The organism is Streptomyces sp. CNZ301 (assembly GCF_004217425.1).
Genome location: NZ_SHLG01000001.1, coordinates 3,723,184 through 3,747,831, shown reverse-complemented (window position 1 = coordinate 3,747,831; position 24,648 = coordinate 3,723,184). Strand labels below are relative to the sequence as shown.

Here is a 24,648-nt window from a genome sequence, read left to right as displayed (position 1 = left end):
GGCCGCCAAGCCGTGAACGATCAGCACCCAGCCCAACCTCCGGACGCCCCCGGCCCAGGCCGGGACGCCCACATCAGGGCGGAGGACCGGCCCGCACGCCTCACCGTCGGCGTCGTCGGCACGGGCCGCGTCGGCGCCGCCCTCGGAGCCGCTCTCCGTCAGGCCGGGCACCGTCCGGTCGCAGCCTCCGGAGTCTCGGAGCGCTCGCGCCGCCGGGCGGCGGAACTCCTCCCAGGAGTGCCGCTCGTCGACCCGCCCCAGGTTCTGGCCCAGGCCGATCTGGTGCTGCTCACCGTGCCTGACGACGCGCTGCCCGAGCTGATCACCGGGCTCGCCGGGACGGGCGCGGTACGGCAGGGCCAGCTCATCGCCCACACCTCCGGCCGGTACGGCGCGAGTGTGCTCGAACCGGCCCTGCGCGCGGGCGCGTTGCCGATAGCGCTGCATCCGGTCATGACGTTCACGGGGACGCCCGTCGACGTACAGCGCCTGGCGGGCTGCTCGTTCGGCGTCACCGCGCCCGAGGAGCTGCGCCTCGCCGCCCAGGCCCTCGTCATCGAGATGGGCGGGGAACCGGAGTGGATCGCGGAGGAGGCCCGCCCCCTCTACCACGCGGCGCTCGCGATGGGCGCGAACCATCTCGTCACCCTCGTCGGGCAGTCCGTCGACCTGCTGCGCGCCTCCGGGGTCGAAGCTCCCGAGAAGATGCTCGGACCGCTGCTCGGTGCCGCGCTCGACAACAGCCTGCGCTCCGGCGACGCGGCACTGACGGGGCCGGTCGCACGCGGCGACGCGGGCACCGTCTCCGCGCACCTCGCCGAACTCGGCGAGCACGCACCGCGCATGGTCGCCGCCTACCTCGCGATGGCACGAGCCACCGCGGACCGCGCCATCGACCACGGCCTCCTCAAGCCCGAACTCGCCGAGGAACTGCTCGACGTCCTGTCCGAAGGGGGCCGGGGCCGATGAACGGGAACGGCAACAGCACGGCACAGAACACGCCGGCGCCCGCCGCGCCGGAGACCGCGGAGGCACGGACCGCGGAGGCCGGGACCGCCAAGGCAGAGACGGAGGGCGGCGCGGTCGGAGGAACTCTTCCGCGGCACATACGACTTGTCCACACCGCCGCCGAACTGCGCGCCTCCGCCGCTGGTTTCGACGCCGGAGCCCCCGGTGAGCGAGCCGTCGTCATGACGATGGGCGCACTGCACGCGGGGCACGCCTCGCTCATCCGCACCGCCCGTGAGCGCGTGGGACGGCAGGGGCAGGTCGTCGTCACGGTGTTCGTCAACCCGCTTCAGTTCGGCCCCTCCGAGGACCTCGACCGGTATCCGCGCACGCTCGACGCCGATCTGGCCGTGGCCGAAGAGGCAGGCGCGGACGTGGTGTTCGCGCCGTCGGTCGAGGAGGTCTATCCCGAGTACGGCGCCTCCGGCAGGTCGCGGACGGCCGGGAGAAGCCAGGGGGAGGACGGGCCGCAGGTCCGCGTCTCCGCCGGTCCGATGGGCGACCGCTTCGAAGGGGCGTACCGGCCCGGGCACTTCGACGGCGTGCTCACCGTCGTCGCGAAGCTGCTGCATCTGACGGCGCCCGACGTCTCGCTGTTCGGGCAGAAGGACGCACAGCAACTCGCCCTGATACGGCGAATGGTGACGGACCTCAACTTCCCCGTGGAGATCATCGGAGTGCCGACCGTGCGCGAGTCCGACGGCATGGCCCTCTCCAGCCGGAACCGTTACCTCTCGCCCGAGGAGCGTGCCAGCGCACTCGCCCTCTCCCGGGCCCTGTTCGCGGCACGGGACGCACTGACGGACGGTGCGGACGCCGCTCTGGCCGCCGCGCGGACGGTACTTGACGAGGCGGCACGCCGCGAACCACCGCTGCACGTCGACTACCTGGCGCTCATCGATCCCGCCGACTTCACCGAACTCACCGAGCGCGCGGGGCAGTCCGGCAGCCCGCCGCGCACGGGCGCGGACGGTCCGGAAGGGGTGCTCGCGGTCGCCGCCCGCGTCGGCGGCACCCGGCTGATCGACAACATCCCCCTCGGACCGCTGCGATGACGGGGCCCACGCTGCACACAGCATCCACGGGCAGTACGCGGCATCCCGCCCCGGAGGAGCCCGCCCCGGAGGAGCCCGTCGAGGCGGGTGGAGCGAGCGAGCCCGCCGAAGCGGCCGGGACCACGGCCCGTACGAGCCACGGCCACGGCCACCACCTCGGCGCCTCCGTACCCGTCGGCTGCACGGGTCCGCTCCTTGCCCCGGCCCCCGGCTGGCGCATCGACGCGGACGTCGTGGTCGTCGGCTCCGGCGTCGCCGGGCTGACGGCGGCGCTGCGCTGCGACGCGGCAGGGCTCCGTACGGTCGTGGTCACCAAGGCGCGCCTCGACGACGGCTCCACACGCTGGGCGCAGGGCGGCATCGCGGCCGCACTCGGCGACGGCGACAGCCCGGCACAGCACCTCGACGACACCCTCGTCGCCGGAGCGGGGCTCTGCGACGAGCAGGCCGTACGCACGCTCGTGACCGAGGGCCCCGCGGCCGTACGTCGCCTCATCCGCACCGGAGCCCGCTTCGACGCCGACCCCCTCACCGGCCGGATACAGCTGACCCGCGAGGGCGGCCACCACCGGCGCCGCATCGCGCACGCGGGCGGCGACGCGACCGGCGCCGAGATCTCCCGGGCGCTGGTCGACGCCGTACGGGAGGAGCACGGCGGGCACGGCGGCCTCCGCACCGTCGAGAACGCCCTCGTACTCGACCTGCTCAGGACGGCGGACGGCGCGACCGCGGGCGTCACTCTGCATGTGATGGGAGAGGGCCAGCACGACGGTGTCGGAGCGGTGCACGCCCCCGCTGTCGTGCTCGCGACGGGCGGCATGGGCCAGGTGTTCTCCGCGACCACCAACCCGTCCGTCTCCACCGGGGACGGCGTCGCCCTGGCCCTGCGCGCGGGCGCCGAGGTCAGCGACCTGGAGTTCGTGCAGTTCCATCCGACGGTGCTCTACCTGGGCGCCGGTGCCGAGGGCCAGCAGCCGCTGATCTCGGAGGCGGTGCGCGGCGAGGGCGCCCACCTCGTGGACGCCGACGGCGTGCGGTTCATGGCAGGGCAGCACGAGCTGGCCGAGCTGGCGCCGCGCGACATCGTCGCCAAGGCGATCATGCGGCGGGCCGCCGAGGCGGGCGCGGAACCCGGCAGCGAGCACATGTATCTCGACGCCCGCCACTTCGGCGCCGAGATGTGGGAGTCCCGCTTCCCCACGATCCTCGAGGCCTGCCGCAGCCACGGCATCGATCCGGTGACCGAGGTGATTCCCGTGGCACCGGCCGCGCACTACGCCAGCGGCGGCGTGCGCACGGATCTGCACGGCCGTACGACCGTCCCCGGCCTCTACGCGTGCGGCGAGGTCGCCTGCACCGGCGTGCACGGGGCGAACCGGCTCGCGTCCAACAGCCTGCTGGAGGGACTGGTCTTCGCCGAACGCATCGCTGAGGCCGTCGCCCTGGCGGCCGGGGAGGGCAGCGCCCGGACCGGCGGGAGCGCCGATGACGCCTCGAACCGCGCCCCCGCCTCCGCCTCGGCGCCCGCCCCCGCCCCCGCCCCGGCGCCCGCGTCCGTCCGCCGGCCGCCTGCCGTGGCCGCGCACGCACCCGAGGTGACTTCCCTGCTTCCCGCGGAGGCGCGGCCCGTCATCCAGCGCATCATGACCGGCGGCGCCGGGGTCCTCCGCTCCGCGACGAGCCTGGCCGAAGCCGCCGCCCGCCTCGACGCACTGCCCGGGGACACGGCGCACAAGCCGGCCGACCCCGGCGTCGAGACCTGGGAGACGGCGAATCTCCACCTCGTGGCCCGCGTCCTCGTCGCGGCCGCGCTGCGCCGCGAGGAGACCCGCGGCTGCCACTGGCGCGAGGACCACCCCGGCAGGGACGATGCCGCCTGGCGCCGTCACCTCGTCATCGGCGTGCACGGGGCGGGCCGTAGTCTCGACGTCCGTACGACCCCGACGACCGCGTTCCCGCCGACCGCAGGCGAGCCGGCCGCGCCGACCACGGAGGCCCGCCCGGAGCTTCGCAGCGACCCGGACCGCTCCGGGGTTCCAGAGGCCCCGCCACCACACACCCCTACGGAGAAGCCGTGACCAGCCCCTTTCCGGACTCCCCGGAGGAGCGACGCCCTCAGCCCGTCGACGTTCCCCTGCTCCAGATCGGCGGTCCCGCCTCGGCCCTGACTCCGCAGCCGGGCGGCTGCGGCGATGCCTGCGGCTGCGGTGCCGGTCCGGACGGCGCCGACGACGCGTGGGACCTGGACCCGCTGGACTGCGGTCTCGACCCAGACCTCGCACGGCTTCTGGCAGACGCGGGACTGGACCCCGTACAGGTCGAGGACATCGCGCATCTCGCGATCGAGGAGGACCTGGACCACGGCGTCGATGTCACCACCGTCGCCACCATCCCCGAACCGGCGGTCTCCACAGGTGACTTCACGGCCCGTGAGGAGGGGACCGTCGCCGGGCTGCACGTCGCCGAGGCCGTCCTCTCCGTCGTGTGCACGGACGAGTTCGAGGTCGAGCGCCACGTCGAGGACGGCGACCGGGTCACGGCCGGGCAGCGCCTGCTGACCGTGCGCACGCGCACCCGCGACCTGCTCACCGCCGAGCGCAGCGCCCTCAACCTGCTCTGCCGCCTCTCCGGCATCGCCACCGTCACCCGCAGCTGGGCGGACGAGCTCTCCCGCGCCGCGACCGCCGCCGACGCGGGAACCCACGCGGAGACGCGCGTGCGCGACACCCGCAAGACGACGCCGGGCCTGCGCGCCCTTGAGAAGTACGCGGTCCGCTGCGGCGGCGGCACGAACCACCGCTTCTCCCTCTCCGACGCGGCGCTCATCAAGGACAACCACGTGGTGGCGGCGGGCGGCGTCGCCGAGGCGTTCAGACTCGTGCGCGCCGAGTTCCCCGACGTCCCCATCGAGGTCGAGGTCGACCGCCTCGACCAGATCGAGCCCGTCCTCGCCGAGGGCGCCGATCTGATCCTTCTCGACAACTTCACGCCGGACGAGACCGCCGCGGCCGTCGCCCTCGTCGCGGGACGTGCCCAGCTGGAGTCCTCGGGCCGTCTCACGCTGGAGAACGCCGGGGAATACGCCGCCACCGGCGTGGACTTCCTCGCCGTCGGCGCCCTCACCCACTCCGCCCCGATCCTCGACATCGGCCTGGACCTCCGCGACACGGGAGGCGCCGGCGAGACCCGCGAAGAGGTTGATGACTGATGCTCCTGACCATCGACGTCGGTAACACCCACACCGTCCTCGGCCTCTTCGACGGCGAAGAGATCATCGAGCACTGGCGGATCTCCACCGACGCCCGCCGCACGGCCGACGAACTCGCCGTGCTCCTCCAGGGCCTGATGGGCATGCACCCCCTCCTCGGCGAGGAGCTCGGCGACAACGTCGAGGGCATCGCCATCTGCTCGACGGTCCCGTCGGTGCTGCACGAGCTGCGCGAGGTGACCCGCCGCTACTACGGCGACATCCCCGCCGTCCTCGTCGAGCCGGGCGTGAAGACGGGCGTGCCGATCCTCATGGACAACCCCAAGGAGGTCGGCGCCGACCGCATCATCAACGCGCTCGCCGCGGTCGAGCTGTACGGCGGGCCCTGCGTCGTCGTCGACTTCGGCACGGCCACCACCTTCGACGCCGTCTCCGCGCGTGGCGAGTACGTCGGCGGCGTCATCGCCCCCGGCATCGAGATCTCCGTGGACGCCCTCGGCGTGCGCGGCGCGCAGCTGCGCAAGATCGAGCTGGCCCGTCCGCGCAGCGTCATCGGCAAGAACACCGTCGAGGCCATGCAGTCGGGCATCCTCTACGGCTTCGCCGGCCAGGTCGACGGCGTCGTCGACCGCATCGCCCGTGAGCTGACCGACGACCCGGACGACGTGACGGTCATCGCCACCGGCGGACTCGCGCCGATGGTGCTCGGCGAGGCGTCGGCCATCGACGAGCACGAGCCCTGGCTGACGCTCATCGGCCTCCGCCTCGTCTACGAGCGCAACGTCAGCCGTACCTGACGTCAGTCGCAGGCCCGCGCGCCCTCACGCGCCCTCACGCTCCTCCAGGCGCCCGTGGCCGGCCCCGGGGCGCCCTCGGGGGCTGCCGTAGTCTGAAGGCCTGTTCTGAAGGAGGCACGACAGCCATGGACTACATCGCGGCACTGACCCCGCCCGTCGTGATGGCGGTGGCATTCACCGCTCTCATCGTGACGATCGTGAAGAGCCAGGGTGGCGCGAACAAGGCCAAGGAGGACGCCGCCGTGGACGCCGCCATCGCGCGTGCGGAGAGCGTCGGGCGGAAGAAAGCGGACTGATCCGCGATCTTCCCCGCGGTATTCGGGACATCTCCGACTATTATTCACGGCGTGCCTCGGCCATTGGGAGAGTTGGAAGACGCCGTCATGACGCGGGTATGGCGGTGGAACCGTCCCGTCACTGTGCGGGAAGTCCTCGAGGATCTGCGGGACGACCGGTCCATCGCGTACACGACGGTCATGACCGTAATGGACAACCTCCACCAGAAGGGCTGGCTCCGCAGACGCCAGGATGGCCGGGCCTATCGATATGAACCGGTCTCGACGCGTGCCGCCTACTCCGCCGCACTCATGAACGAGGCCTGGGCGTCGAGTGACAACGCGGCCGCCGCTCTCGTGGAGTTCTTCGGCCGTATGACCCCGGAACAGCTCGACGCCGTACGGGACGCGTTGCGCGTCGTTCAGCTGAACGACGTGCATGTCGAGGCTCCGGAGAGAACGCCGCGCGAGCCCCGCTGACCGGGACCGGCCGGGAGGAGCGGGACGGGGCGCGGCTTGGAGCGGCTGCCGGGAACGGCGGAGAACGCCCGCCGTGGGAAGGTGCCGAAGCCGTGGGTCCCTGTACGCGGGATACTCCGTAGAACGCCGTAGAGCGGTGCTGAACTCGCGGAACTTCTGAAGCCGGGGAGCGGCACCGCGTATGTGGAACCCCACTGGAAGCAGTTCGTGAACCGGCGGCGGAACGCACACGGAACGCCGCCGGGAACGGTCATGGGAACGCGCCGGGAAGGCGGGCGGGCAACGTCTCGGACCCGGAGAGCACCCCCTTCGGCAAGGGCGATAGCGTCCCGTTCATGGCGTCCGCATCCCCTTCCGTGTCAGAAGTCACCGTCCGCCGCGCACGCACGGCAGATGTGCGCGCAGTGCGCCGCCTCATCGACGTCTACTCACGCGACCGCATCCTGCTCGACAAAGCCACGGTCACCCTTTACGAGGACATTCAGGAGTTCTGGGTCGCGGAACGCGATCACGACGCCGAGGTGGTCGCATGCGGTGCGCTCCATGTGATGTGGGAGGACTTGGCCGAGGTCAGGACGCTCGCCGTCGATCCCGCACTCAAGGGTTCAGGTGTGGGTCATCTCTTGCTGGAGAAGCTCGTGAACACCGCACGATGGCTGGGTGTGCGGCGCATTTTCTGTCTCACCTTCGAAGTGGACTTCTTCATCCGGCACGGCTTCACGGAGATCGGGGACACCCCGGTCGACGGCGATGTCTACAGCGAACTGCTGCGTTCCTTTGACGAGGGAGTGGCAGAGTTCCTCGGTCTCGAACGAGTGAAGCCGAACACCTTGGGCAACAGCCGCATGCTTCTGCATCTCTGAGTGACGGCGCCGTGACCGCGCCTGCCACTCGACCGAGCGATGAGCGCGGCGCTTTGTCCGAAAGATCCCGCCAATCCCGTCGGTGGACCGGACAAACTCAACAGAGGGTTTGTGTTTCTCCCCGAAAAGGGGTTTGCTTTCTTCGTCAGTATCAGTAATCGAGTTATCGATGACGAATGGGAGTATGCGGTGGCGCAGAAGGTTCAGGTTCTTCTGGTCGACGACCTCGAGGGCGGCGAGGCCGACGAGACGGTGACGTTCGCTCTGGACGGGAAGACCTACGAGATCGACCTGTCCACCTCTAATGCGGACAAGCTCCGTACGGTGCTCGAGCCGTATGTGAAGGGCGGCCGGCGCACCGGTGGCCGTTCGGCCCGTGGAAAGGGCCGGGCGTCGGGCGGCGGCAGCAGCCAGGACACCGCGAAGATCCGCGCCTGGGCGAAGGAACAGGGTTACGAGGTCAACGACCGCGGCCGCGTTCCGGCCAATATCCGAGAGGCTTACGAGAAGGCCAACGGCTGATCCCGCGACTTACGTGCGGTGCTTCGAAGCCTCGCCCGGTGGCATTCCGTCGCCGCAGCGCTGACCAGCCGTACGAGATCGACGCGGTCCGCCTCACGCCCCGGTCCGGGAGGCCGCAGCCATACGGCGGCCTCCCGAGGGTCGTAAGCGGCGCGGCCCGTCAGCCCCAGTTCGATGCCGCCCCATTCGAGCCACTCCAGCAGTCCCGGCAATTCCTCCGCGCTGCCCTCCGGGACGAGCAGTTGAACGCATCCGCTTTTCCCGTCGAACGCGACGGGCCCGGTGCGCACACCCGGGCGCCGCAGCAGCGCCAGTCCGGCGTCCGCGGAGAGCACCAGCGCGTCGTATCCGCCCGTGCCTTCCGCGACGCCCTCAGTGCGCCGGCGCTCCCGGGACGGGACGCCGGCAGCCGTGTGCGGGCCGGGAATCGCGAAGCTCACGACCGGAGCAACTGACGAACCCCCTCCGGGTTACGCGGCGTTGTACCGCGGCTACACTCGACGCTCTCCGTGTTCACGCATGCACGAAAGGTGACGAGTGCGAGAACCGCCAGGTGCAAGGCTGTTCGCCCTCAGCGGATGCCCCCGTCCGACTCGGACAACCCCGGCATGGACTGTCAGTACGAGCGGGTAAGAAGGCTCTGAGGTCGGTCCCGCCTGCTGCAGGCCGGACAGCAGCACAAAGACCTGGTGACACGGGGGTGCGGAGAGCGATGACGGTGAGCCGGGAGCCATTCGGCCAAGAGCCGTTCGCCATGGGCGTAGTGAATCAGGGTGGATACGCCTGGCCTGCGGGAACATCGTCTCGCACCATCGGGTTGGTACTGGTGTCGACTGTTCGGGGAAGGAGGCCCGACTGTGCTTCCCTCGGGAGCGTGGCCGGCCGTCGGCGCAGCCGGGCCGGAGTCGGCAGATGGAATGAGCGGTCCCCGCTTGCGGGACTAAGCTGCGGAAGGACAGAGAGGGGAGCGTCCCCTTACTGCCTGACCGCTCTGAGGAGCGATTAACGATGTTCGAGAGGTTCACCGACCGCGCGCGGCGGGTTGTCGTCCTGGCTCAGGAAGAAGCCCGGATGCTCAACCACAACTACATCGGCACCGAGCACATCCTCCTGGGCCTGATCCACGAGGGTGAGGGTGTCGCCGCTAAGGCACTGGAGAGCCTCGGGATTTCGCTCGAGGCGGTCCGTCAGCAGGTGGAGGAGATCATCGGCCAGGGCCAGCAGGCGCCCTCGGGCCACATCCCCTTCACGCCCCGTGCGAAGAAGGTGCTGGAGCTGTCGCTCCGCGAAGCCCTTCAGCTCGGCCACAACTACATCGGCACGGAGCACATCCTGCTCGGCCTGATCCGCGAGGGCGAGGGTGTCGCCGCCCAGGTCCTCGTGAAGCTGGGCGCCGATCTGAACCGGGTGCGGCAGCAGGTCATCCAGCTGCTCTCCGGCTACTCCGGCGGCAAGGAGGCGGCCACCGCAGGCGGCCCCGCCGAGGGCACGCCCTCGACCTCCCTCGTCCTGGACCAGTTCGGCCGCAACCTCACGCAGGCCGCCCGCGAATCCAAGCTCGACCCGGTCATCGGGCGCGAGAAGGAGATCGAGCGGGTCATGCAGGTGCTCTCGCGCCGTACGAAGAACAACCCGGTGCTCATCGGCGAGCCCGGCGTCGGCAAGACCGCCGTCGTCGAGGGCCTGGCGCAGGCCATCGTCAAGGGCGAGGTGCCCGAGACCCTCAAGGACAAGCACCTCTACACCCTCGACCTGGGCGCCCTGGTCGCCGGCTCCCGCTACCGCGGTGACTTCGAGGAGCGCCTGAAGAAGGTGCTCAAGGAGATCCGCACCCGCGGCGACATCATCCTGTTCATCGACGAGCTGCACACGCTGGTCGGTGCGGGTGCCGCCGAGGGCGCGATCGACGCCGCCAGCATCCTCAAGCCGATGCTGGCCCGCGGTGAGCTGCAGACGATCGGTGCCACGACTCTCGACGAGTACCGCAAGCACCTGGAGAAGGACGCGGCCCTGGAGCGCCGCTTCCAGCCGATCCAGGTCGCCGAACCGTCGCTGCCGCACACCATCGAGATCCTCAAGGGCCTGCGCGACCGGTACGAGGCGCACCACCGCGTCTCCATCACGGATGCCGCCCTGGTCGGCGCCGCCACGCTCGCCGACCGCTACATCTCCGACCGGTTCCTGCCGGACAAGGCGATCGACCTGATCGACGAGGCCGGCTCCCGCATGCGGATCCGCCGGATGACGGCGCCGCCGGACCTGCGCGAGTTCGACGAGAAGATCGCGAACGTGCGCCGTGACAAGGAGTCCGCGATCGACTCGCAGGACTTCGAGAAGGCGGCCTCTCTCCGTGACACGGAGAAGCAGCTGCTGGCCCAGAAGGCCAAGCGGGAGAAGGAGTGGAAGGCCGGCGACATGGACGTCGTCGCCGAGGTGGACGAGGAGCTGATCGCGGAGGTCCTGGCCACGGCCACGGGCATCCCGGTCTTCAAGCTCACCGAGGAGGAGTCCTCGCGTCTGCTGCGCATGGAGGACGAGCTGCACAAGCGCGTCATCGGGCAGGAGGACGCCATCAAGGCGCTCTCCCAGGCGATCCGGCGTACGCGCGCCGGCCTGAAGGACCCGAAGCGCCCCGGTGGTTCGTTCATCTTCGCGGGCCCGTCCGGCGTCGGTAAGACGGAGCTGTCCAAGACGCTCGCCGAGTTCCTCTTCGGCGACGAGGAGGCGCTGATCTCCCTCGACATGTCGGAGTTCAGCGAGAAGCACACCGTCTCCCGGCTGTTCGGCTCGCCTCCCGGATACGTGGGGTACGAAGAGGGCGGTCAGCTGACCGAGAAGGTCCGCCGCAAGCCGTTCTCCGTGGTCCTCTTCGACGAGGTCGAGAAGGCGCACGCGGACATCTTCAACTCCCTGCTGCAGATCCTGGAGGACGGCCGCCTGACCGACTCCCAGGGCCGGGTCGTCGACTTCAAGAACACGGTCATCATCATGACGACCAACCTCGGCACCCGGGACATCTCCAAGGGGTTCAACCTGGGCTTCGCCGGCCAGGGTGACGTCAGTGCCGGCTACGACCGGATGAAGGCCAAGGTCAACGACGAGCTGAAGCAGCACTTCCGCCCGGAGTTCCTCAACCGTGTCGACGACACGGTGGTCTTCCACCAGCTCACCCAGGACGACATCATCCGCATCGTCGACCTGATGCTCGCGATGGTGGACGAGCGGCTCAAGGACCGTGACATGGGTCTGGAGCTGAGCACGGACGCCAAGGAGCTGCTCGCGAAGCGGGGCTACGACCCGGTGATGGGCGCCCGGCCGCTGCGCCGGACGATCCAGCGCGAGATCGAGGACCAGCTGTCCGAGAAGATCCTCTTCGGTGAGCTGCGTCCGGGTCACATCGTGGTCGTGGACACCGAGGGTGAGACCGACGAGGACAAGAAGTTCACCTTCCGCGGCGAGGAGAAGGCCGCCCTGCCCGACGCACCTCCGGTGGAGTCGGCGGCGGGCGGTGGCCCCAACCTCTCCAAGGAGGCCTGAGGCCAGGCCGTAGCGACCGAGAAGTCCCCCGTCACCGAGTGGCGGGGGACTTCTCGGTCGTTCAGGCGGGGTGCTCGATGACGCGTATGCCCTCGGGCACCCCCGTCACCGGCGGAAGGCGCGGGTCCACGCGCAGCGTCGTCAGCGACGGGAATGAGCTCAGCCACTCCGTCTTCATGCCTGCGCCCAGGTCGTAGGCGATCCACAGGTGTGTGAGCCGGTCGGCCACGAGGCCGTCCAGCAGTTCACCGGGGCTGAAACGGCCGACGATCTTCACCCGCTCCCTGCCGCCCAGCTTCCGTAACTCCCGCAGCTCGGCCCGGTCCGCGACGGGGAAGAAGAGCCCTTCCGGGTCGAGGTGCCGGATGACTTCCGCCGCGTACCGCTCGGTCTCGAAGTTCCGCCAGCCGCGGGCGAGTTCGGTGCGTACCTTCAGCGACTTGCGGTGCCGCATCCGGGCCAGGTAGTCGACGGCGGCGTCGTCCTCGATCCGTGTCACGGTGAGGGCGAGCCGGTATGCCTTCTCGTCGGTGACCGACGCGGGATCGGGGATCATCTCCAGCACGATCGGTCCCACCCAGCCGAGTCCGCGGGCCGCGCGGTCGTCGGGGGGCGAGACCATGTTCTGCGTTTCGCGGCGCACGCGGGCATGGGTCTCCGGGTCCAGCTCGGTGACGTACTCCAGGCATGCGGCCGCCATGAGCCGCCGCCGCTTCCGCTTCATCCCGAGCGCTCCGGGGGCGAGCAGCCCCTGCAGCAGCGTCGCGCACTCGCCGGGGCGGGCGTGGGCGACCGCCATGCGGAACACTTCCTCCCACTCCGGTTCGTGTGCGTGCTCCAGCAGCAGGTCGAGCTTGCCCTGTTCCACCGCTTCCTTCGCAGCGAGGTGGTCCTGGACCGTGCGGTGCACGAACTCCACGGATCTGTCGGCCTGTTCACGAAGCAGTCCGGTGCGCTCCAGCAGGTGGTCGAAGATCTGCTCGGGGCTTCCCTCGCCTGAGACCTTGGGAATGGCCGGGAGGTGGTGCGCGATTTCCCGCAGCGCGTCCGCGTGGTCGAGCACGGTGCGTTTGCCGGTCAGCATGCGGAAGGCGAGCTTGCGCAGCAGGGCCTCGCGGGGCGCTCGTGGCAGGTCGATCGTGTCCGCCTTCACGCGCCGTTCGGGGTCGCGGCGCTCCAGCAGCATTCTCATCGCCGCGTCGTACAGCTCGCGGCGGCCCTTCGGCAGGGAGCCCGACCTGTCGCGGTTCAAGGCGCAGATCAGGCCGCACATCAGCGGGTTGGTGGCGAGCACGCGCAGTTCGCGGAAGAGCGGGATGGACCGCAGCAGCATGTCCTTGTAGTCGTTCAGACGGGCGTGGTCCCTGCCCTCGTCCGTACCGGCCGCGGTGTGCCAGGCGGTGATGAAGGCCGCGACCTGGTCGCGGTTCATGGGGGCGAGAGTGATTTCCGTGAAGCCGTCCTCGGCCAGCCAGTCCGTGTCCACGGCCGGCGGACGCGAGGTGACGAGGCAGAGGTTGCCGGAGTACCTCTGCAGCAGGGGACGCAACTGAGCGTGGACCGCCTCGCGTTGGGGCTCCGGTGCCTCGTCGATGCCGTCGACGAGAAGCAGGCCCCGCTCCGCGGCCAGTACGCGTTCGACCCAGCCCTCCGGTGCCTTCGCGGCGAGCGGATGGCGCACCGACGACAGGAACTCGGCCGGCGCGGGGAACCCTTCGTCGGCGAAGCGGCGCACGGGGAGCACGAAAGGTATGCGGCCGTGCAGTGTCTGCAGCTCCTCGGGGAGGGCGGCGCGTGCCGTGGAGACGGCCAGCCATTGAATGAGGGTCGTCTTGCCCGAGCCCGCCACTCCGCGCAGCAGCACGCGCTTGTGCCTGGCCAGGGCGCGGTCCGCGGTCATGACGGGGGCGGCGCCTCCGGCAGCGGTACCTGAGCCCGTGGCGTCGTCCTCGTCGTCGTCCCGCTGGGCGCCCTGCGCGGAGGAACCATGTCCGTCCGCCGTGGCCTCGTCGGTGTCGTCCTCGCTGCCGAACTCCGCGGAGAGGTTGAGGTAGGTGGCGTCGAGGGGCCAGTGGTCGGGTGCGTCGGGGTTGGGAAGGTCGATCCCGTAGATCGTGACGCGGTTGTACTGCTCCGCGATGTGCCGCAGATACCGCTGCTCGAACTCGGCGTCCTCCGCGGCGGGCCGGGCCGCCTGCGCGGCCAGCGCCTCCCTGTCCTCGCGTTCCACGAGTTCGCGCACGTGGTCGCACTGGTCGGGAAGCGACGTGCAGAGCGAGGGGGAACGCTCGACGATGTGATGGAGGAGGTGGAGGCAGACGGCCGCCAGCAGATCCTCGAAGAACCAGGCCGCCTCGGCGGACAGTTCGGGATCGTGCTGCCGTACGGCGGAGTGCAGGCGCCTCGCGTATGCGTACGGCCCCAGCCGCACGGCGTCCGCGTCGGTGGTGTCCAGGTCGCCGATCGCCCACAGCGAGCCCGCGAGGCGCGCCGCGACGCCCGATTCCTCGTGCGCGGCCGGTCCCTGCCCGGTGGCCTGCACCCCCAGCCGTACCAACTCGGCGGCCACTTCGGACAGTTCACTCCAGCCCAACGTGGGTTCCTCGCCGCGGAAGGCGACGAGACGGGCCATGAGCAGCCCCGAGCCGTACGCCGGAGCGGCCCCGGCGACCGGACCCGGTACGAGCAGAGGGCTGATGAGCGGATCGACGACGGAGGACGCGAGGCGTACGACGGGTTGATCCATGGATACGGGAACTCCCGGCAGGGCTCAGGGCTTCTTGTCGGCGGTCGGAATGCGCTAGGGCCTGTCCGGCGGGCGAAGCGGGCGGGTGTGCGTCAGATCACGTTGCGTGGCCAGCCTATTCGGACGGGCCGGGAACGGCCACGGTCCGGGAACGGCCGGGCGTCAGCCGGCGGAGAACACGTCGCTTTCCTGCACAACTCTCAGACGTGCGGGGAGAGTTGCCATCTCCCGCGGTGTCGCTGCGGGGACGACGAGCGTGTGCAGACGCGGGAAGGCCGACAGCCACTCCTGGCCACCGTGACGTGCGTAGCCGTCGCGCAGCCAGAGGTGCGTCAGCCGGCCAGGGTCGAGGTGTTCGATCAGCTGGTCCGGGTGGTACGTGCCGGCGATCTGGATGCGTGCACGGCCGCCCATGGCACGCAGGGCGGCCAGATGGGCGGTGTGGTGCGCGGTGAAGTAGAGATCCGACTCGTCGAGGTGAGCGATGATCTCGCGTGCGTACTCGTCCGTGTCGAACCGGTGCCACGCCCACACCAGTTGCCGCCTCAGGCCGAGCGACGGATGGTCGCGGAACCGGGCGAGCACCGGAAGCGCCGCGTCCGTACCCGTGCGGGAGGCGGCCACGACCGCACAGGCGGCCTCGGCGTCAGTGAGGCCCTCCGGCCCGGGGAGCAGCCCCAGCAGCATCGGCCCGCCGATGTCGGCGACATGACGGGCCGCGGCCATGCTCCTCGGCGGGAAGAGCCGCGAGGTCTTCGCGGTGACCTCCTCGCGCACCGCCGGATGCAGGTCGGTCGCGTGCTCGAGGCAGGCCGCGGCCAGCAGCAGATTCCGTACGCTGCCCTGCTGCGGGTCCTCGCCCGCGCCCGGGGTCCCGCCCGCACCCGGGGTCCCACCCGCACCCGCGGTCCCGTCCTCGTCCTCGTCCGGCACCCGCGCGACGAGCCCGCGCAGCAGCCGGTCCCGCTCCCGGGGCTGCGCGTAGGCGACCGCCATGCGGATCACGTCTTCCCAGTCGTCCTTGTGGGCGTTGTCGAGCAGCAGCGGGAAGTCGCCCTCCTCGACGGCGGCCTTGGCGCCCAGAGCGTCCTGGAAGGTGCGGTGGACGAAGTCGACTCGTCCCTCGGCCGGTTCGCGAAGCACCCCCGAGCGGTCCAGCAGGTGCCTGAGGATTTCCCGGGGCGTGGCCTCGACCGGCCCCACCAGCCTTGTGGAGCGGCCGAGTTGGGCGACGGCGTCCTCCTCGTCCATCTCCGTGCGGCCGTTGCGGATCATCCAGTGCGCCAGCCGCTGCAGCAGCAGCAACTGTGCGTCCTTCGTCAGGTGCAGCCTGTCCGGCACCGGAACGGAACGCTCGCGGTCGCGGTGCTCCAGCAGCATCGAGAGCGCCGCGTCGTACAGGTCCCTGCGGCCGTAGGGGAGGTTCCCGCAGCGTTCGCGGCTGAGGGCGCACAACAGACCGCACATCAGCGGGTTGACGGCGAGACGTCCCAGGTCGGGGTTGGTGCGGACGGCGGAGACGAGGGCTTCGGCATGTCCCGGCTCGGCCTCGGCGGCGCTGTGCCAGCGGCTGATGAACGCGACGACGTCGTGACGCGACATCGGCGAGAGCGACAGCTCCGTGAAGCCCTGCCCGGCCAGCCAGTTCTCGGGTGCGGCGGACGGACGCGAGGTGACCAGCCAGAGGTTGCCCGGAAAATCGCCGGTCAGCTCCCGCAGCCAGCGCCGGGTCTCCTCCCTCCGGTCCGCCGGTACCTCGTCGACGCCGTCGATCAGGAGGAGCGCCCGCCCCGCGGTCAGCACCCGCAGGGCCCATCCGTCGGGCTGCGCGCCGGCGAGGTTGCTGCGCACCGCGTGCAGGAAGCGGTCCGGTGCGGGCAGGCCCTCGTGCGCGATGCGGCGCAGCGGCAGTACGAAGGGGACGCGGCCCAGCAGGTGCGTCGTCTGCTCGTCGTACGCCTGACGGGCGGCAGTCACCGCCAGCCACTGCATCAGCGTCGTCTTGCCGGAGCCGGCGCCGCCGCGCAGCAGCACCCGGTCATGACCGGCCAGGATGCGATCGGCCGCCAGCGGAGCCCCCGAACGCAGGGCCTGCTCCTGACCCCGCGCGCGCCGGGGCGGCTGTGCCGCGTCCTGCTGTGCCGCGCCCGGCTGTGCCGCGTCCTGCTGCGCCTGCGATGTGCCGTGTGCCTGCGGTGTGTCCGGTGCCTGCTGGGTGCCGTCCTGTTCGTCCGGCGTGTCCTCCGTGACTTCGAGCGGTATGTAGGCGGCGTCGAGGCGCCACTCGCGGTGGTGGCCGAAGTCGAGCCCGCAGATGGTCAGTTCGCCGTGCCTGCGGGCGATGTGCTCCGCGTACCGCTGCTCGAAGCGGGCGTCCTCCGCCGAGCGTGCCGGGACGCGTTCGAGGAGGAGGTCGGCCGTGTCGATGAGGCGGTCGAGCTGCTGAGTCTGCTCGGCGAGCGTGCGCGGGATGAACGTCGAGCGCCGGGTGAAGAAGTCCAGGATGTGCAGGCAGGCCGTGTGCAGCAGCGGTCCGAAGTACGCGTCGGCGTCGGCCGAGAGCGACGGCGGAGCGGTGAGCCGCCGTGCCAGGCCCTGCGGTCCGAGACGAACCGCCTGCACATCGTCCATGTCCAGGTCGCCGAGGCTGTGCAGAGCGGCCGCAAGCGCGTCGGCCAGTTCGCGCCGGGTCTCTTCGCCGGGGCCCTCGTACGGGCCGGACGCGTGAGAGGCACGCTCAGTCAACTCGGCCGCCAGCTTGCGCAGGTCACCTTCCTCGAGGGTGCGTTTCTCGCCTCTGAAGGAGACGAGCGAGGAGACACGGACAGGCCGGTCGGTCAGTCCCGCTCCCGGGCCTTCCTGCACGAACAGCTTCTTGACGATCGGTGCTACCGCGGAGGACGCGATGCGCGTGGCGATCGTGACGGGCTCCATGTGCGGATCGTATGGGACGGAAAGGGCCTGCGGCGCGGGAGTTGAGGAGTCGCCGGGAGGCGGCGGGGTGCACGCATCCCGTTCCCCTGTGCACACACGGTTGTGCGACGTGGGTCACTCGCGGGCCCTGTGATCCGGCCGCGCAGGGGGGCTCGGCGTGAGGTGACGCACAGCTGCACCGGCGTGTACGAGCGGCGTTAGGAGCGCCGCGGAGCCGAGTTCCGCTCTTCCGCGTGCCCCCGCTGCGGTGCCGCACAGAGCGGTTCGACGGGGGACGGCCGCATGGCCGCTGTCCGAATACTCCTTAAGAGTGCCTTGCTGTCCTCTCTGTCCTTACCGGCCTTATTAGTAATAACGCTCTTTGGTATCCCAGATCGGGCGGGTTACCAATGATTTGTCCCCCGAGAACCCACGCCTCGGGGCTCCCCAAGCCATTCCGGAGGTAGTACCCGTATGTCGAAGACGCCCAAGAACGCGCACAACCCCCGTGGCCGCAAGCGTGTCGCCGTGATAGCGGCGGGACTCGGCGCATCGGTGGTCCTGGGTGCGGGCTCGGCTGTCGCCGCCCACCCGGACGGGCTGAGCGACGTCTTCGCGTCGAAAACCGCGTCGCAGCTGGCCGACTCCGCGCGTGCACAGGCCGATCAGCAGCACAAGGAGGCCGTGGCCAAGGAGAAGGCCAAGGAGAGGGCCGAAGAGAGGGCCAAGGAGCGCGAGAAGGACCGGAAGGACGACCGGAGTTCACGGTCCGCCGACCGCAAGAGCCCCGCGAAGAAGAAGGCGAACTCCTGGACCAAGCCCGTTTCCGGCGACTACGAGCTGAGTGCCGGCTTCGGCAACAGCGGCGGCCGATGGGCCAGCAAGCACTCCGGCCAGGACTTCGCGGTGCCGACCGGCACCCCGGTCAAGGCCGTACACAGCGGCACCGTCGTCAAGGCGGGCCCGGGCGGCGCCGGTGACGGCTCCTCGTACGGCAACGCCATCGTCATCAAGCACAAGAACGGCACCTACTCCCAGTACGCCCACCTCTCGAAGGTGAGCGTGAAGCCCGGTCAGCAGGTGAAGACCGGCCAGAAGATCGGCCTTTCGGGCTCGACCGGCAACTCGTCCGGTCCGCATCTGCACTTCGAGATCCGCAGCACGCCCGACTACGGATCCGGCAAGGAGCCGGTCAAGGTCCTGAGCTCGCACGGCGTCAAGCTCTGATGACCTGCCGGTAACGGGTCATGGTCCGGCAGCCCGATGCGCTCCGGACCGTCCCGGCCGGCGCCGCTCCGCCCGGCGCGGTTCACCCATGGGACGGGGACCGCGCCGGGCGGTCCGTGTGAGGCACGGGCGGGTCCCTCCGTCCGGCCGCACCGCCGGCAAGGCGCCGGTGGACGCGCCGGTACGTTCAGCCACGCCCCTCGTGCGCCGTGGTCAGCATCTCCTGGGCGACTTCGAGGACGGCTTGACGCTTCTCCTCGGCGTCGCCCTCGATGCTCTGCAGCGTGAACATCCCGGCGTGCATCGTGAACAGCGCGGCGGAACAGCGCACTTGGTCGCGCAGCCCCGCCTCCGGCAACCGGAGGAGGGCGATCAGCTTCAGTACACGGTCCTTGAAGGACTCGCCGATGCTCAGCTCCCGCATCGTCGCCTGGTTCTCGTGCATGAAGCGGAAGAGAGGGGCGGCCTGGTCCAGGACTTCGCTGTAACGCCGCAGCACCTCGAGCTTCGTCTCCAGGACGGGGGGCTGCTCGCCGGCCCAGGCGATCAGCTCGTCGCAGGGCCGGACCAGGTCCTCGAAGAGGCTGATGACGATGTCTTCCTTGGTTCTGAAGTGGTAGTAGAGCGCGGCCTTGGTGACGCCGAGGTGCTCGGCGATCTCCCGGAGTGAAGTCTTCTCGTATCCCTGTTCCGCGAAGAGCTCCAGGGCGACGTCCTGAATGCGCTGCCGCGTGTTGCCCCTGGTCATGAGCCTCGGTCCTTCGTCTCCGGACAAACTTGCTTGACGCCCGGCTAGCTGCCGTCCTAACTTGCTCATGGTACTGAACTAGCCGGGCGTCAAGTAAGTGGAGTGGGGGAGCGGGATGAGCACGGAAACAGCGAGATACCCGGCCGAGAAGGCCGGCGGCGGGCCCGGCCGCAGCGTACGGATGTCCGTGTTCGCGCTGATGATCGCCGTGATGCTGGCCATGCTCGACAACATGATCGTCGGCACCGCGATGCCCACGATCGTCGGCGAACTCGGCGGGCTGGAACACCTCTCCTGGGTCGTCACCGCCTACACCCTCACCACAGCCGCCTCGACGCCGCTCTGGGGAAAGATCGGCGACATGTACGGCCGCAAGGGCGTCTTCCTGACCTCGATCGTGGTCTTCCTGGCCGGTTCCGTCGCCTCGGGCGCCGCGCAGACGATGGCCCAGCTCATCGGCTTCCGCGCGCTCCAGGGCCTCGGCGCCGGCGGTCTCATGGTCGGCGCGATGGCCATCATGGGCGAGCTGGTGCCGCCCCGCGAACGCGGCAAGTACATGGGCATGATGGCCGGAGTGATGTCGCTCGCCATGATCGGCGGGCCGCTCGTCGGCGGCTCCCTCACCGATCACCTCGGCTGGCGCTGGGCCTTCTACATCAACGTCCCCCTGGGCGGCATCGCGCTCGCCATGGTCGTCTCCCTGCTGCACCTGCCCAGAAGGCGTGCGGAGGGCAGCATCGACTACACCGGGGCGGTACTGCTCACCACGGGGATCACCTCCGCGGTCCTGGTCACGAGCTGGGGCGGCACGGAGTACGACTGGTCCTCGCCCATGATCATCGGTCTCTCCGTACTGGCCGTCGCCGCGGTCGTCTCCTTCCTTCTCGTGGAGCGGCGGGCCACGGAGCCCGTCCTTCCGCTCGGCATCTTCCGCAGCCGCAACTTCTCGCTGATGTCGCTGGTCGGATTCCTGCTGGGCTTCGTGATGTTCGGAGCCATGACGTTCCTGCCGCTCTACCAGCAGAGCGTCCAGGGCGCCTCGGCGACGAACTCCGGGCTGCTGCTCCTGCCCGTGCTGCTGCCGATGATGGTCGTCTCCGTCACCACGGGCCGCGCCACCACGCGCACCGGCAAGTACCGTGCGTATCCGGTGATCGGCGGCGCGCTCATCCCCGTCGGGCTCTTCCTGCTCGCGCAGCTGGACGTCGGTACGAGCCGGACCACCTCCGCGCTCTACATGATGGTCCTCGGCGCAGGCATGGGCTTCCTGATGCAGCTGACGATGCTCATCGCGCAGAACAGCGTCGAGCTGAAGGACATGGGCGTCGCCTCGTCGACGACCACGCTCTTCCGCACGATCGGCGGCTCCTTCGGCGTCGCCCTGATGGGCACCCTCTTCGCCGACCGCGTCCGGGAGAGCATGACCGAACGGGCGGGCGCCGCCGGAGGCGGACCCGGCGGCGGAAGCGGTTCACCGGCGCAGCTGGACGCGGCGTCGCTGGAGAAACTGCCGGCGCCGGTGCGGGAGGCGTACGAGCACGCGGTCGCCGACGGAACACACACCGTTTTCCTGATGGCCGCCGTGATGGCGCTGCTCATCTTCGTCGCCACCTGGTTCATCAAGGAGGTCCCGCTCAAGGGCGGCGAGCCGCCGGAGAAGGACGCGGCGGAAGCGTCCCCGGAGCCGGAGGGCACTGTCAGTCCCGTGTGACAGCCTGAACGCATGAACACGCCGGGCATGGCGCGCCTGCGCGCCATGCGCATCGCCAAGGACGCAATGGACCGCGAGTGGTCCGATCCCGGTCTCGACCTGGACGCCGTCGCGGCCCGTGCCGGTTACTCGCGCTATCACTTCGTCCGGGCCTTCAAGGCCACGTACGGGGAGTCGCCGGGCCAGTACCTCAGCCGCCGCCGCATCGAGCGGGCGGAGGAGCTGCTGCGCTCGGCGAACCTGTCCGTGACGGAGATCTGCATGGCGGTGGGCTTCACCAGCCTCGGCACCTTCTCCGCGCGCTTCAAGCAGCAGACCGGCACCTGCCCGAGCGACTACCGCAGGCAGCACGGACGCCGGGCGGCGGCGATGATCCCGGGCTGCTACGCGATGCTCTTCACCGGCGGCTTCAAGGAGCGCCCGCGCCCCGCGCGGGAGCCCGGCCAGGGCGGGCCCGAGGAGCACGGGCCCGAGGAGCGCAACAACGAAGAAGCGCTGGACAGGCCGCTCTGAGACGGTGAATGGGCAGCCGGGAGCAGCGCGCTCCCGCGGCTGGTTTCCCGTCCACCGCGAACAATCCGGAGCACGCCGTGATCAAGAGCCTGGCCATCGTCACCGTCTGGACCACCGACCAGGAACGGGACAAGAAGTTCTTCGTCGAGACCCTCGGCTTCACCGAACGTACGGACCTGCATATGGGCGACATGCGCTGGGTCACCGTCAGCCCGCCCGGCCAGCCCGACGTCCAGCTCACGCTGATGCGTCCGGACGGGCCCGGCCTGGACCCGGAGTCGCAGAAGGCGGTGGAGACGCTGGTGCACAAGGGAGCGCTGGGGGCGGGCGTCTTCGCCACGGACGACTGCCGCGCGACGTACGCGGAGCTGAAGGCGAAGGGCGTCGAGTTCGTCCAGGAGCCGCAGGAGCGCCCGTACGGCATCGAAGCGCTCTTCCGCGACCCCTCCGGCAACTGGTACTCGCTCACTCAGCAGTGGGAGCAGGACGAGCTCGACATGAGCAAGCCCTGGAGCGGCTGCGTCGAGGACGCCGAGGGCGACGCCCAGGAGCGTTAGGGTCTGTCCGCCGGACAGCCCCTGGGAGGGAACCCGGAGGAGACAGCCGACGGCGCCGCCGAGCCCGGGGCATCGGCGGCGCCGTCGAGGTCGTCGGGGTCAGGTGAGGGGCAGCCGGTAGACGCCGCCCGGCAGCGGCTCGACGAGACCGTCGGCCACCAGCCCGTCCAGGGCCCGTGCCCGCTGGACGGAGTCGTTCCACACGCGGTCCAGGGTGGCCTGCGGAACGGGCGTCACCGCCTCGCGCAGCACGGCCAGCAGTTTCCCGCGCACCTGCCGGTCCGTCCCGGCGTAGGTCTGCGTGCGACGCGGCGGGTCCACGTGTTCGGGGGCACCCGCCAGCTGCCACGCGCAGAGATGCCTGATCGGGCACTGCGAGCAGGAGGGGGCGCGTGCGGTGCACACCAGCGCCCCGAGTTCCATCGTCGCCGCCGCCCAGCGGGCGGCCGTCGCCTCGTCCTCGGGGAGCAGCGCGCGGGCGAGCTTGCGCTCGGCGGCGGTTGTGGCGTTCGGCGGGTACTGCCGGCCGCTGACAGAACGGGCGAACACGCGGCGGACGTTGGTGTCGAGGACCGCGTGCCGCTGCCCGTACGCGAAGGACGCCACGGCGGCGGCCGTGTACTCACCGACGCCGGGCAGCGCCAGGAGCTGCGCGTGTTCGCGCGGTACGTCGCCACCGTGCCGTTCAGCTATGGCGGCCGCGGCGCCGTGCAGGCGGAGTGCGCGCCGCGGGTAGCCGAGCCGGCCCCAGGCACGTACGGCTTCGCCCGGGGGTTCGGCGGCGAGGTCGGCGGGGCGCGGCCAGCGGCTGAGCCACTGCTCGTACACCGGCAGCACCCGGTTCACGGGAGTCTGCTGCAGCATGAACTCGCTGACCATGACCCCCCACGCACCCGCTTCGGGGCGGCGCCAGGGCAGGTCTCGGGCGTTCGCGTCGAACCAGTCGACGACGGGGGAGTGGAGGGCGCGGGCGGTCTGCTCGAAGGAGCCGGTGGTCTCTGCCGACTCGGCTCCGGGCTCGGGCTCGGGCGGAGCGGTCTCGGTGGTCGCAGTCATGGCAGGACCGATCCTGACACGGGGGCAGCCGCCCGGGAAACGCGACGCACAGGCGACGGGAGTGGTCATCGGAGTCGTGAGACCCCGGAGCCTGACGTTCGGATCTACGCGGGCGGGCCCGCGCGAAGCTACATGGGGCATCCCCGGGCCTTCGGCATGGGGCCCGTACGGGGACGGGTTTGCGCCTTGCGCTCCACCGCATCCGACGCCGCGAACCGAGTCACGAAGATGCGGGCGACGGGCCCTGGTGTGCGCCGTCGTCCCGCCAGGACGGGGAGTTGGCGGCGGAGCGCGCGAAGTGGGCCGCGCAGCAGGTGAGATCGCGACGCCGGGCTGCGACACCGGGCCGCTGCCGGGCGTGGGACTTCCGGAACGGAACCTGCACAGGGTGTGCAGACGTCTGTGCTGACGTCCCGTCAGTTCGTCCTGCGAGCGGTGTGTGCGCAGCGGTTTCGCAATTCAGGGACGGAGGGTCCGCGCGTTCATCATAAAAGTTGCCGCATCGTGCGCCGGGTACCGGGCTTCGGGGCTCGCGTTGTCTCGTAAGGTTTCCGCGTGGGATCACTGCGTAATCCGATCGGCCCCCTCCCTTCCTCCATCTACTGGCGCAGAAGGGCAGTTGCTCTTGCCATTCTCGCGCTGCTCGTTCTGCTGACGGTCTGGGCGCTCGGCCTCGGCGGCGGTGACAGCAGCAACGAGGGCAAGGGCGACGACGGCAAACCGCCCGCCAGCACCATCACACCCGGGCCGACGGATTCCGGTCCCGCGATCACCGAACGCCCCGGCGGACGCGACGAGTCGGACGAGGGCGCCGGCTCCCAGGGCGGCTCCTCGGGCGGCGACGGTGACGGCGGATCCGGTGGCGCGGACGACGGCTCGGGCTGGCGGCCCGGCGGCAGCGGCTCCTCCGCATCCGGCGGCGACAGCGCAGGCGGCGGTTCCGGTTCCGGCTCCGGTTCAGGTAGCGGCGGCGGCTCGGGCGACTCCGGCGGCGGCACTGCCGTACCGGCCGGGGCCGAGCTTCCGGCCTGCGGTTCCGGCGTCACGGTGACCCTGCGCAGCGTGCACAGGGAGTACGAGCCGGGGGAGAAGCCCGAGTTCGAGCTGACGGTGAAGAACAAGCGGGGCACCGCCTGCAAGATCGACCTGGGACGCGAGGAGTCGGTCGTCACCGTGAAGAGCGCGAGCGGCAAGAAGGTCTGGGCCTCCGACGACTGCGTACGCGACGAGGAGCCCGCGCTCTACCAGGTCCCGGGAAGCGGGACCACCATCCACACCTTCGTGTGGTACCGGGAGCCCAGCGCCGTCAACTGCGGTACGCCGTCGAGTGATTCGGTGAAGCCCGGTGACTACGAGATCGAGGTCGACGTCAAGGGCCTGAAGGAGCTCGACGCCTCCTTCGAACTGAAATAGGGAACCGCCCGTGAACGGC

General features: G+C 70.5%; 20 protein-coding genes. 15 read left to right on the top strand and 5 right to left on the bottom strand.

Translation table 11 applies throughout. The annotated features are described in order from the left end of the window. The first annotated feature begins 12 nt into the window (after positions 1-12). The 9 genes from EV375_RS16180 (at position 13) to EV375_RS16145 (ending at position 8,208) form a co-directional block, all read left to right on the top strand. Complete coding sequence (locus EV375_RS16180; protein WP_486588506.1) at positions 13-969, top strand: Rossmann-like and DUF2520 domain-containing protein; 957 nt, start codon at positions 13-15, stop codon at positions 967-969. Next, positions 966-2,063, top strand: coding sequence for a pantoate--beta-alanine ligase (gene panC, locus EV375_RS16175; RefSeq protein ID WP_130300052.1), 1,098 nt, complete (start codon positions 966-968; stop codon positions 2,061-2,063). Before EV375_RS16180 ends, panC begins: the two co-directional genes overlap by 4 nt. Continuing rightward, positions 2,060-4,141, top strand: a complete 2,082-nt coding sequence (locus tag EV375_RS16170) for an L-aspartate oxidase (protein ID WP_130300051.1) — start codon at positions 2,060-2,062, stop codon at positions 4,139-4,141. The genes panC and EV375_RS16170 overlap by 4 nt, the downstream gene beginning before the upstream one ends. After that, entirely contained in the window at positions 4,138-5,271 is a 1,134-nt protein-coding gene (gene nadC, locus EV375_RS16165) for a carboxylating nicotinate-nucleotide diphosphorylase (protein WP_130300050.1), read from the top strand. The genes EV375_RS16170 and nadC overlap by 4 nt, the downstream gene beginning before the upstream one ends. Then, the gene (locus EV375_RS16160; protein WP_055488848.1) at positions 5,271-6,068 is read left to right on the top strand and encodes a type III pantothenate kinase; all 798 of its coding nucleotides are present in this window, start codon (positions 5,271-5,273) and stop codon (positions 6,066-6,068) included. Before nadC ends, EV375_RS16160 begins: the two co-directional genes overlap by 1 nt. A 125-nt stretch (positions 6,069-6,193) precedes the next feature. Further along, positions 6,194-6,364, top strand: a complete 171-nt coding sequence (locus EV375_RS29140; RefSeq protein WP_165434744.1) for a hypothetical protein — start codon at positions 6,194-6,196, stop codon at positions 6,362-6,364. Positions 6,365-6,415: 51 nt separating this feature from the next. Further along, positions 6,416-6,823: a BlaI/MecI/CopY family transcriptional regulator gene (locus EV375_RS16155; protein ID WP_130300049.1), complete on the top strand. Its 408-nt coding sequence runs from the start codon at positions 6,416-6,418 to the stop codon at positions 6,821-6,823. A 335-nt stretch (positions 6,824-7,158) separates the two neighbouring features. Further along, entirely contained in the window at positions 7,159-7,686 is a 528-nt protein-coding gene (locus tag EV375_RS16150; protein WP_074467039.1) for an amino-acid N-acetyltransferase, read from the top strand. A 189-nt stretch (positions 7,687-7,875) separates the two neighbouring features. Beyond that, entirely contained in the window at positions 7,876-8,208 is a 333-nt protein-coding gene (locus EV375_RS16145) for a histone-like nucleoid-structuring protein Lsr2 (RefSeq protein ID WP_055488851.1), read from the top strand. Here the strand turns inward: EV375_RS16145 and EV375_RS16140 are convergent. Then, a complete protein-coding gene (locus tag EV375_RS16140; protein ID WP_207228137.1) occupies positions 8,187-8,648 on the bottom strand; it encodes a hypothetical protein in 462 nt (153 codons plus the stop codon). The two genes, EV375_RS16145 and EV375_RS16140, sit on opposite strands and share 22 nt — an antisense overlap. A gap of 568 nt (positions 8,649-9,216) precedes the next feature. Here EV375_RS16140 and EV375_RS16135 point away from each other — a divergent pair. Beyond that, on the top strand, positions 9,217-11,745 hold the full coding sequence (locus EV375_RS16135) for an ATP-dependent Clp protease ATP-binding subunit (RefSeq protein WP_055488853.1): 2,529 nt from the start codon (positions 9,217-9,219) through the stop codon (positions 11,743-11,745). A 61-nt stretch (positions 11,746-11,806) separates the two neighbouring features. Here EV375_RS16135 and EV375_RS16130 read toward each other — a convergent pair whose 3' ends face one another. Further along, positions 11,807-14,491 (bottom strand): NACHT domain-containing protein, encoded by a 2,685-nt coding sequence (locus EV375_RS16130; RefSeq protein ID WP_130300048.1) that lies wholly within the window; start codon positions 14,489-14,491, stop codon positions 11,807-11,809. Between the two features lie 162 nt (positions 14,492-14,653). Next, positions 14,654-17,425 carry an NACHT N-terminal Helical domain 1-containing protein gene (locus EV375_RS16125; protein ID WP_130300047.1) on the bottom strand — a complete coding sequence of 924 codons (2,772 nt, stop codon included), beginning with the start codon at positions 17,423-17,425 and terminating at the stop codon, positions 14,654-14,656. A 453-nt stretch (positions 17,426-17,878) separates the two neighbouring features. Between EV375_RS16125 and EV375_RS16120 the strand changes: the two genes are divergently transcribed. Beyond that, the gene (locus EV375_RS16120; protein ID WP_130300046.1) at positions 17,879-18,631 is read left to right on the top strand and encodes a peptidoglycan DD-metalloendopeptidase family protein; all 753 of its coding nucleotides are present in this window, start codon (positions 17,879-17,881) and stop codon (positions 18,629-18,631) included. 187 nt (positions 18,632-18,818) lie between these two features. Here EV375_RS16120 and EV375_RS16115 read toward each other — a convergent pair whose 3' ends face one another. After that, positions 18,819-19,379: a TetR/AcrR family transcriptional regulator gene (locus EV375_RS16115; RefSeq protein WP_130300045.1), complete on the bottom strand. Its 561-nt coding sequence runs from the start codon at positions 19,377-19,379 to the stop codon at positions 18,819-18,821. A 115-nt stretch (positions 19,380-19,494) separates the two neighbouring features. On the opposite strand from EV375_RS16115, the gene EV375_RS16110 reads away from it, so the two are divergent. The 3 genes from EV375_RS16110 (at position 19,495) to EV375_RS16100 (ending at position 22,160) form a co-directional block, all read left to right on the top strand. Beyond that, a complete protein-coding gene (locus tag EV375_RS16110) occupies positions 19,495-21,090 on the top strand; it encodes an MDR family MFS transporter (RefSeq protein ID WP_130300044.1) in 1,596 nt (531 codons plus the stop codon). A 12-nt stretch (positions 21,091-21,102) separates the two neighbouring features. Next, positions 21,103-21,603, top strand: a complete 501-nt coding sequence (locus EV375_RS16105; RefSeq protein WP_486588505.1) for a helix-turn-helix transcriptional regulator — start codon at positions 21,103-21,105, stop codon at positions 21,601-21,603. Between the two features lie 77 nt (positions 21,604-21,680). After that, a complete protein-coding gene (locus EV375_RS16100; protein ID WP_130300043.1) occupies positions 21,681-22,160 on the top strand; it encodes a VOC family protein in 480 nt (159 codons plus the stop codon). Positions 22,161-22,259: 99 nt separating this feature from the next. Here the strand turns inward: EV375_RS16100 and EV375_RS16095 are convergent, their stop codons facing one another. Next, positions 22,260-23,216 carry an HhH-GPD family protein gene (locus tag EV375_RS16095; RefSeq protein ID WP_055488860.1) on the bottom strand — a complete coding sequence of 319 codons (957 nt, stop codon included), beginning with the start codon at positions 23,214-23,216 and terminating at the stop codon, positions 22,260-22,262. Positions 23,217-23,771: 555 nt separating this feature from the next. Between EV375_RS16095 and EV375_RS16090 the strand changes: the two genes are divergently transcribed. Continuing rightward, positions 23,772-24,629 (top strand): hypothetical protein, encoded by an 858-nt coding sequence (locus EV375_RS16090; RefSeq protein ID WP_130300042.1) that lies wholly within the window; start codon positions 23,772-23,774, stop codon positions 24,627-24,629. Positions 24,630-24,648: the final 19 nt, after the last annotated feature.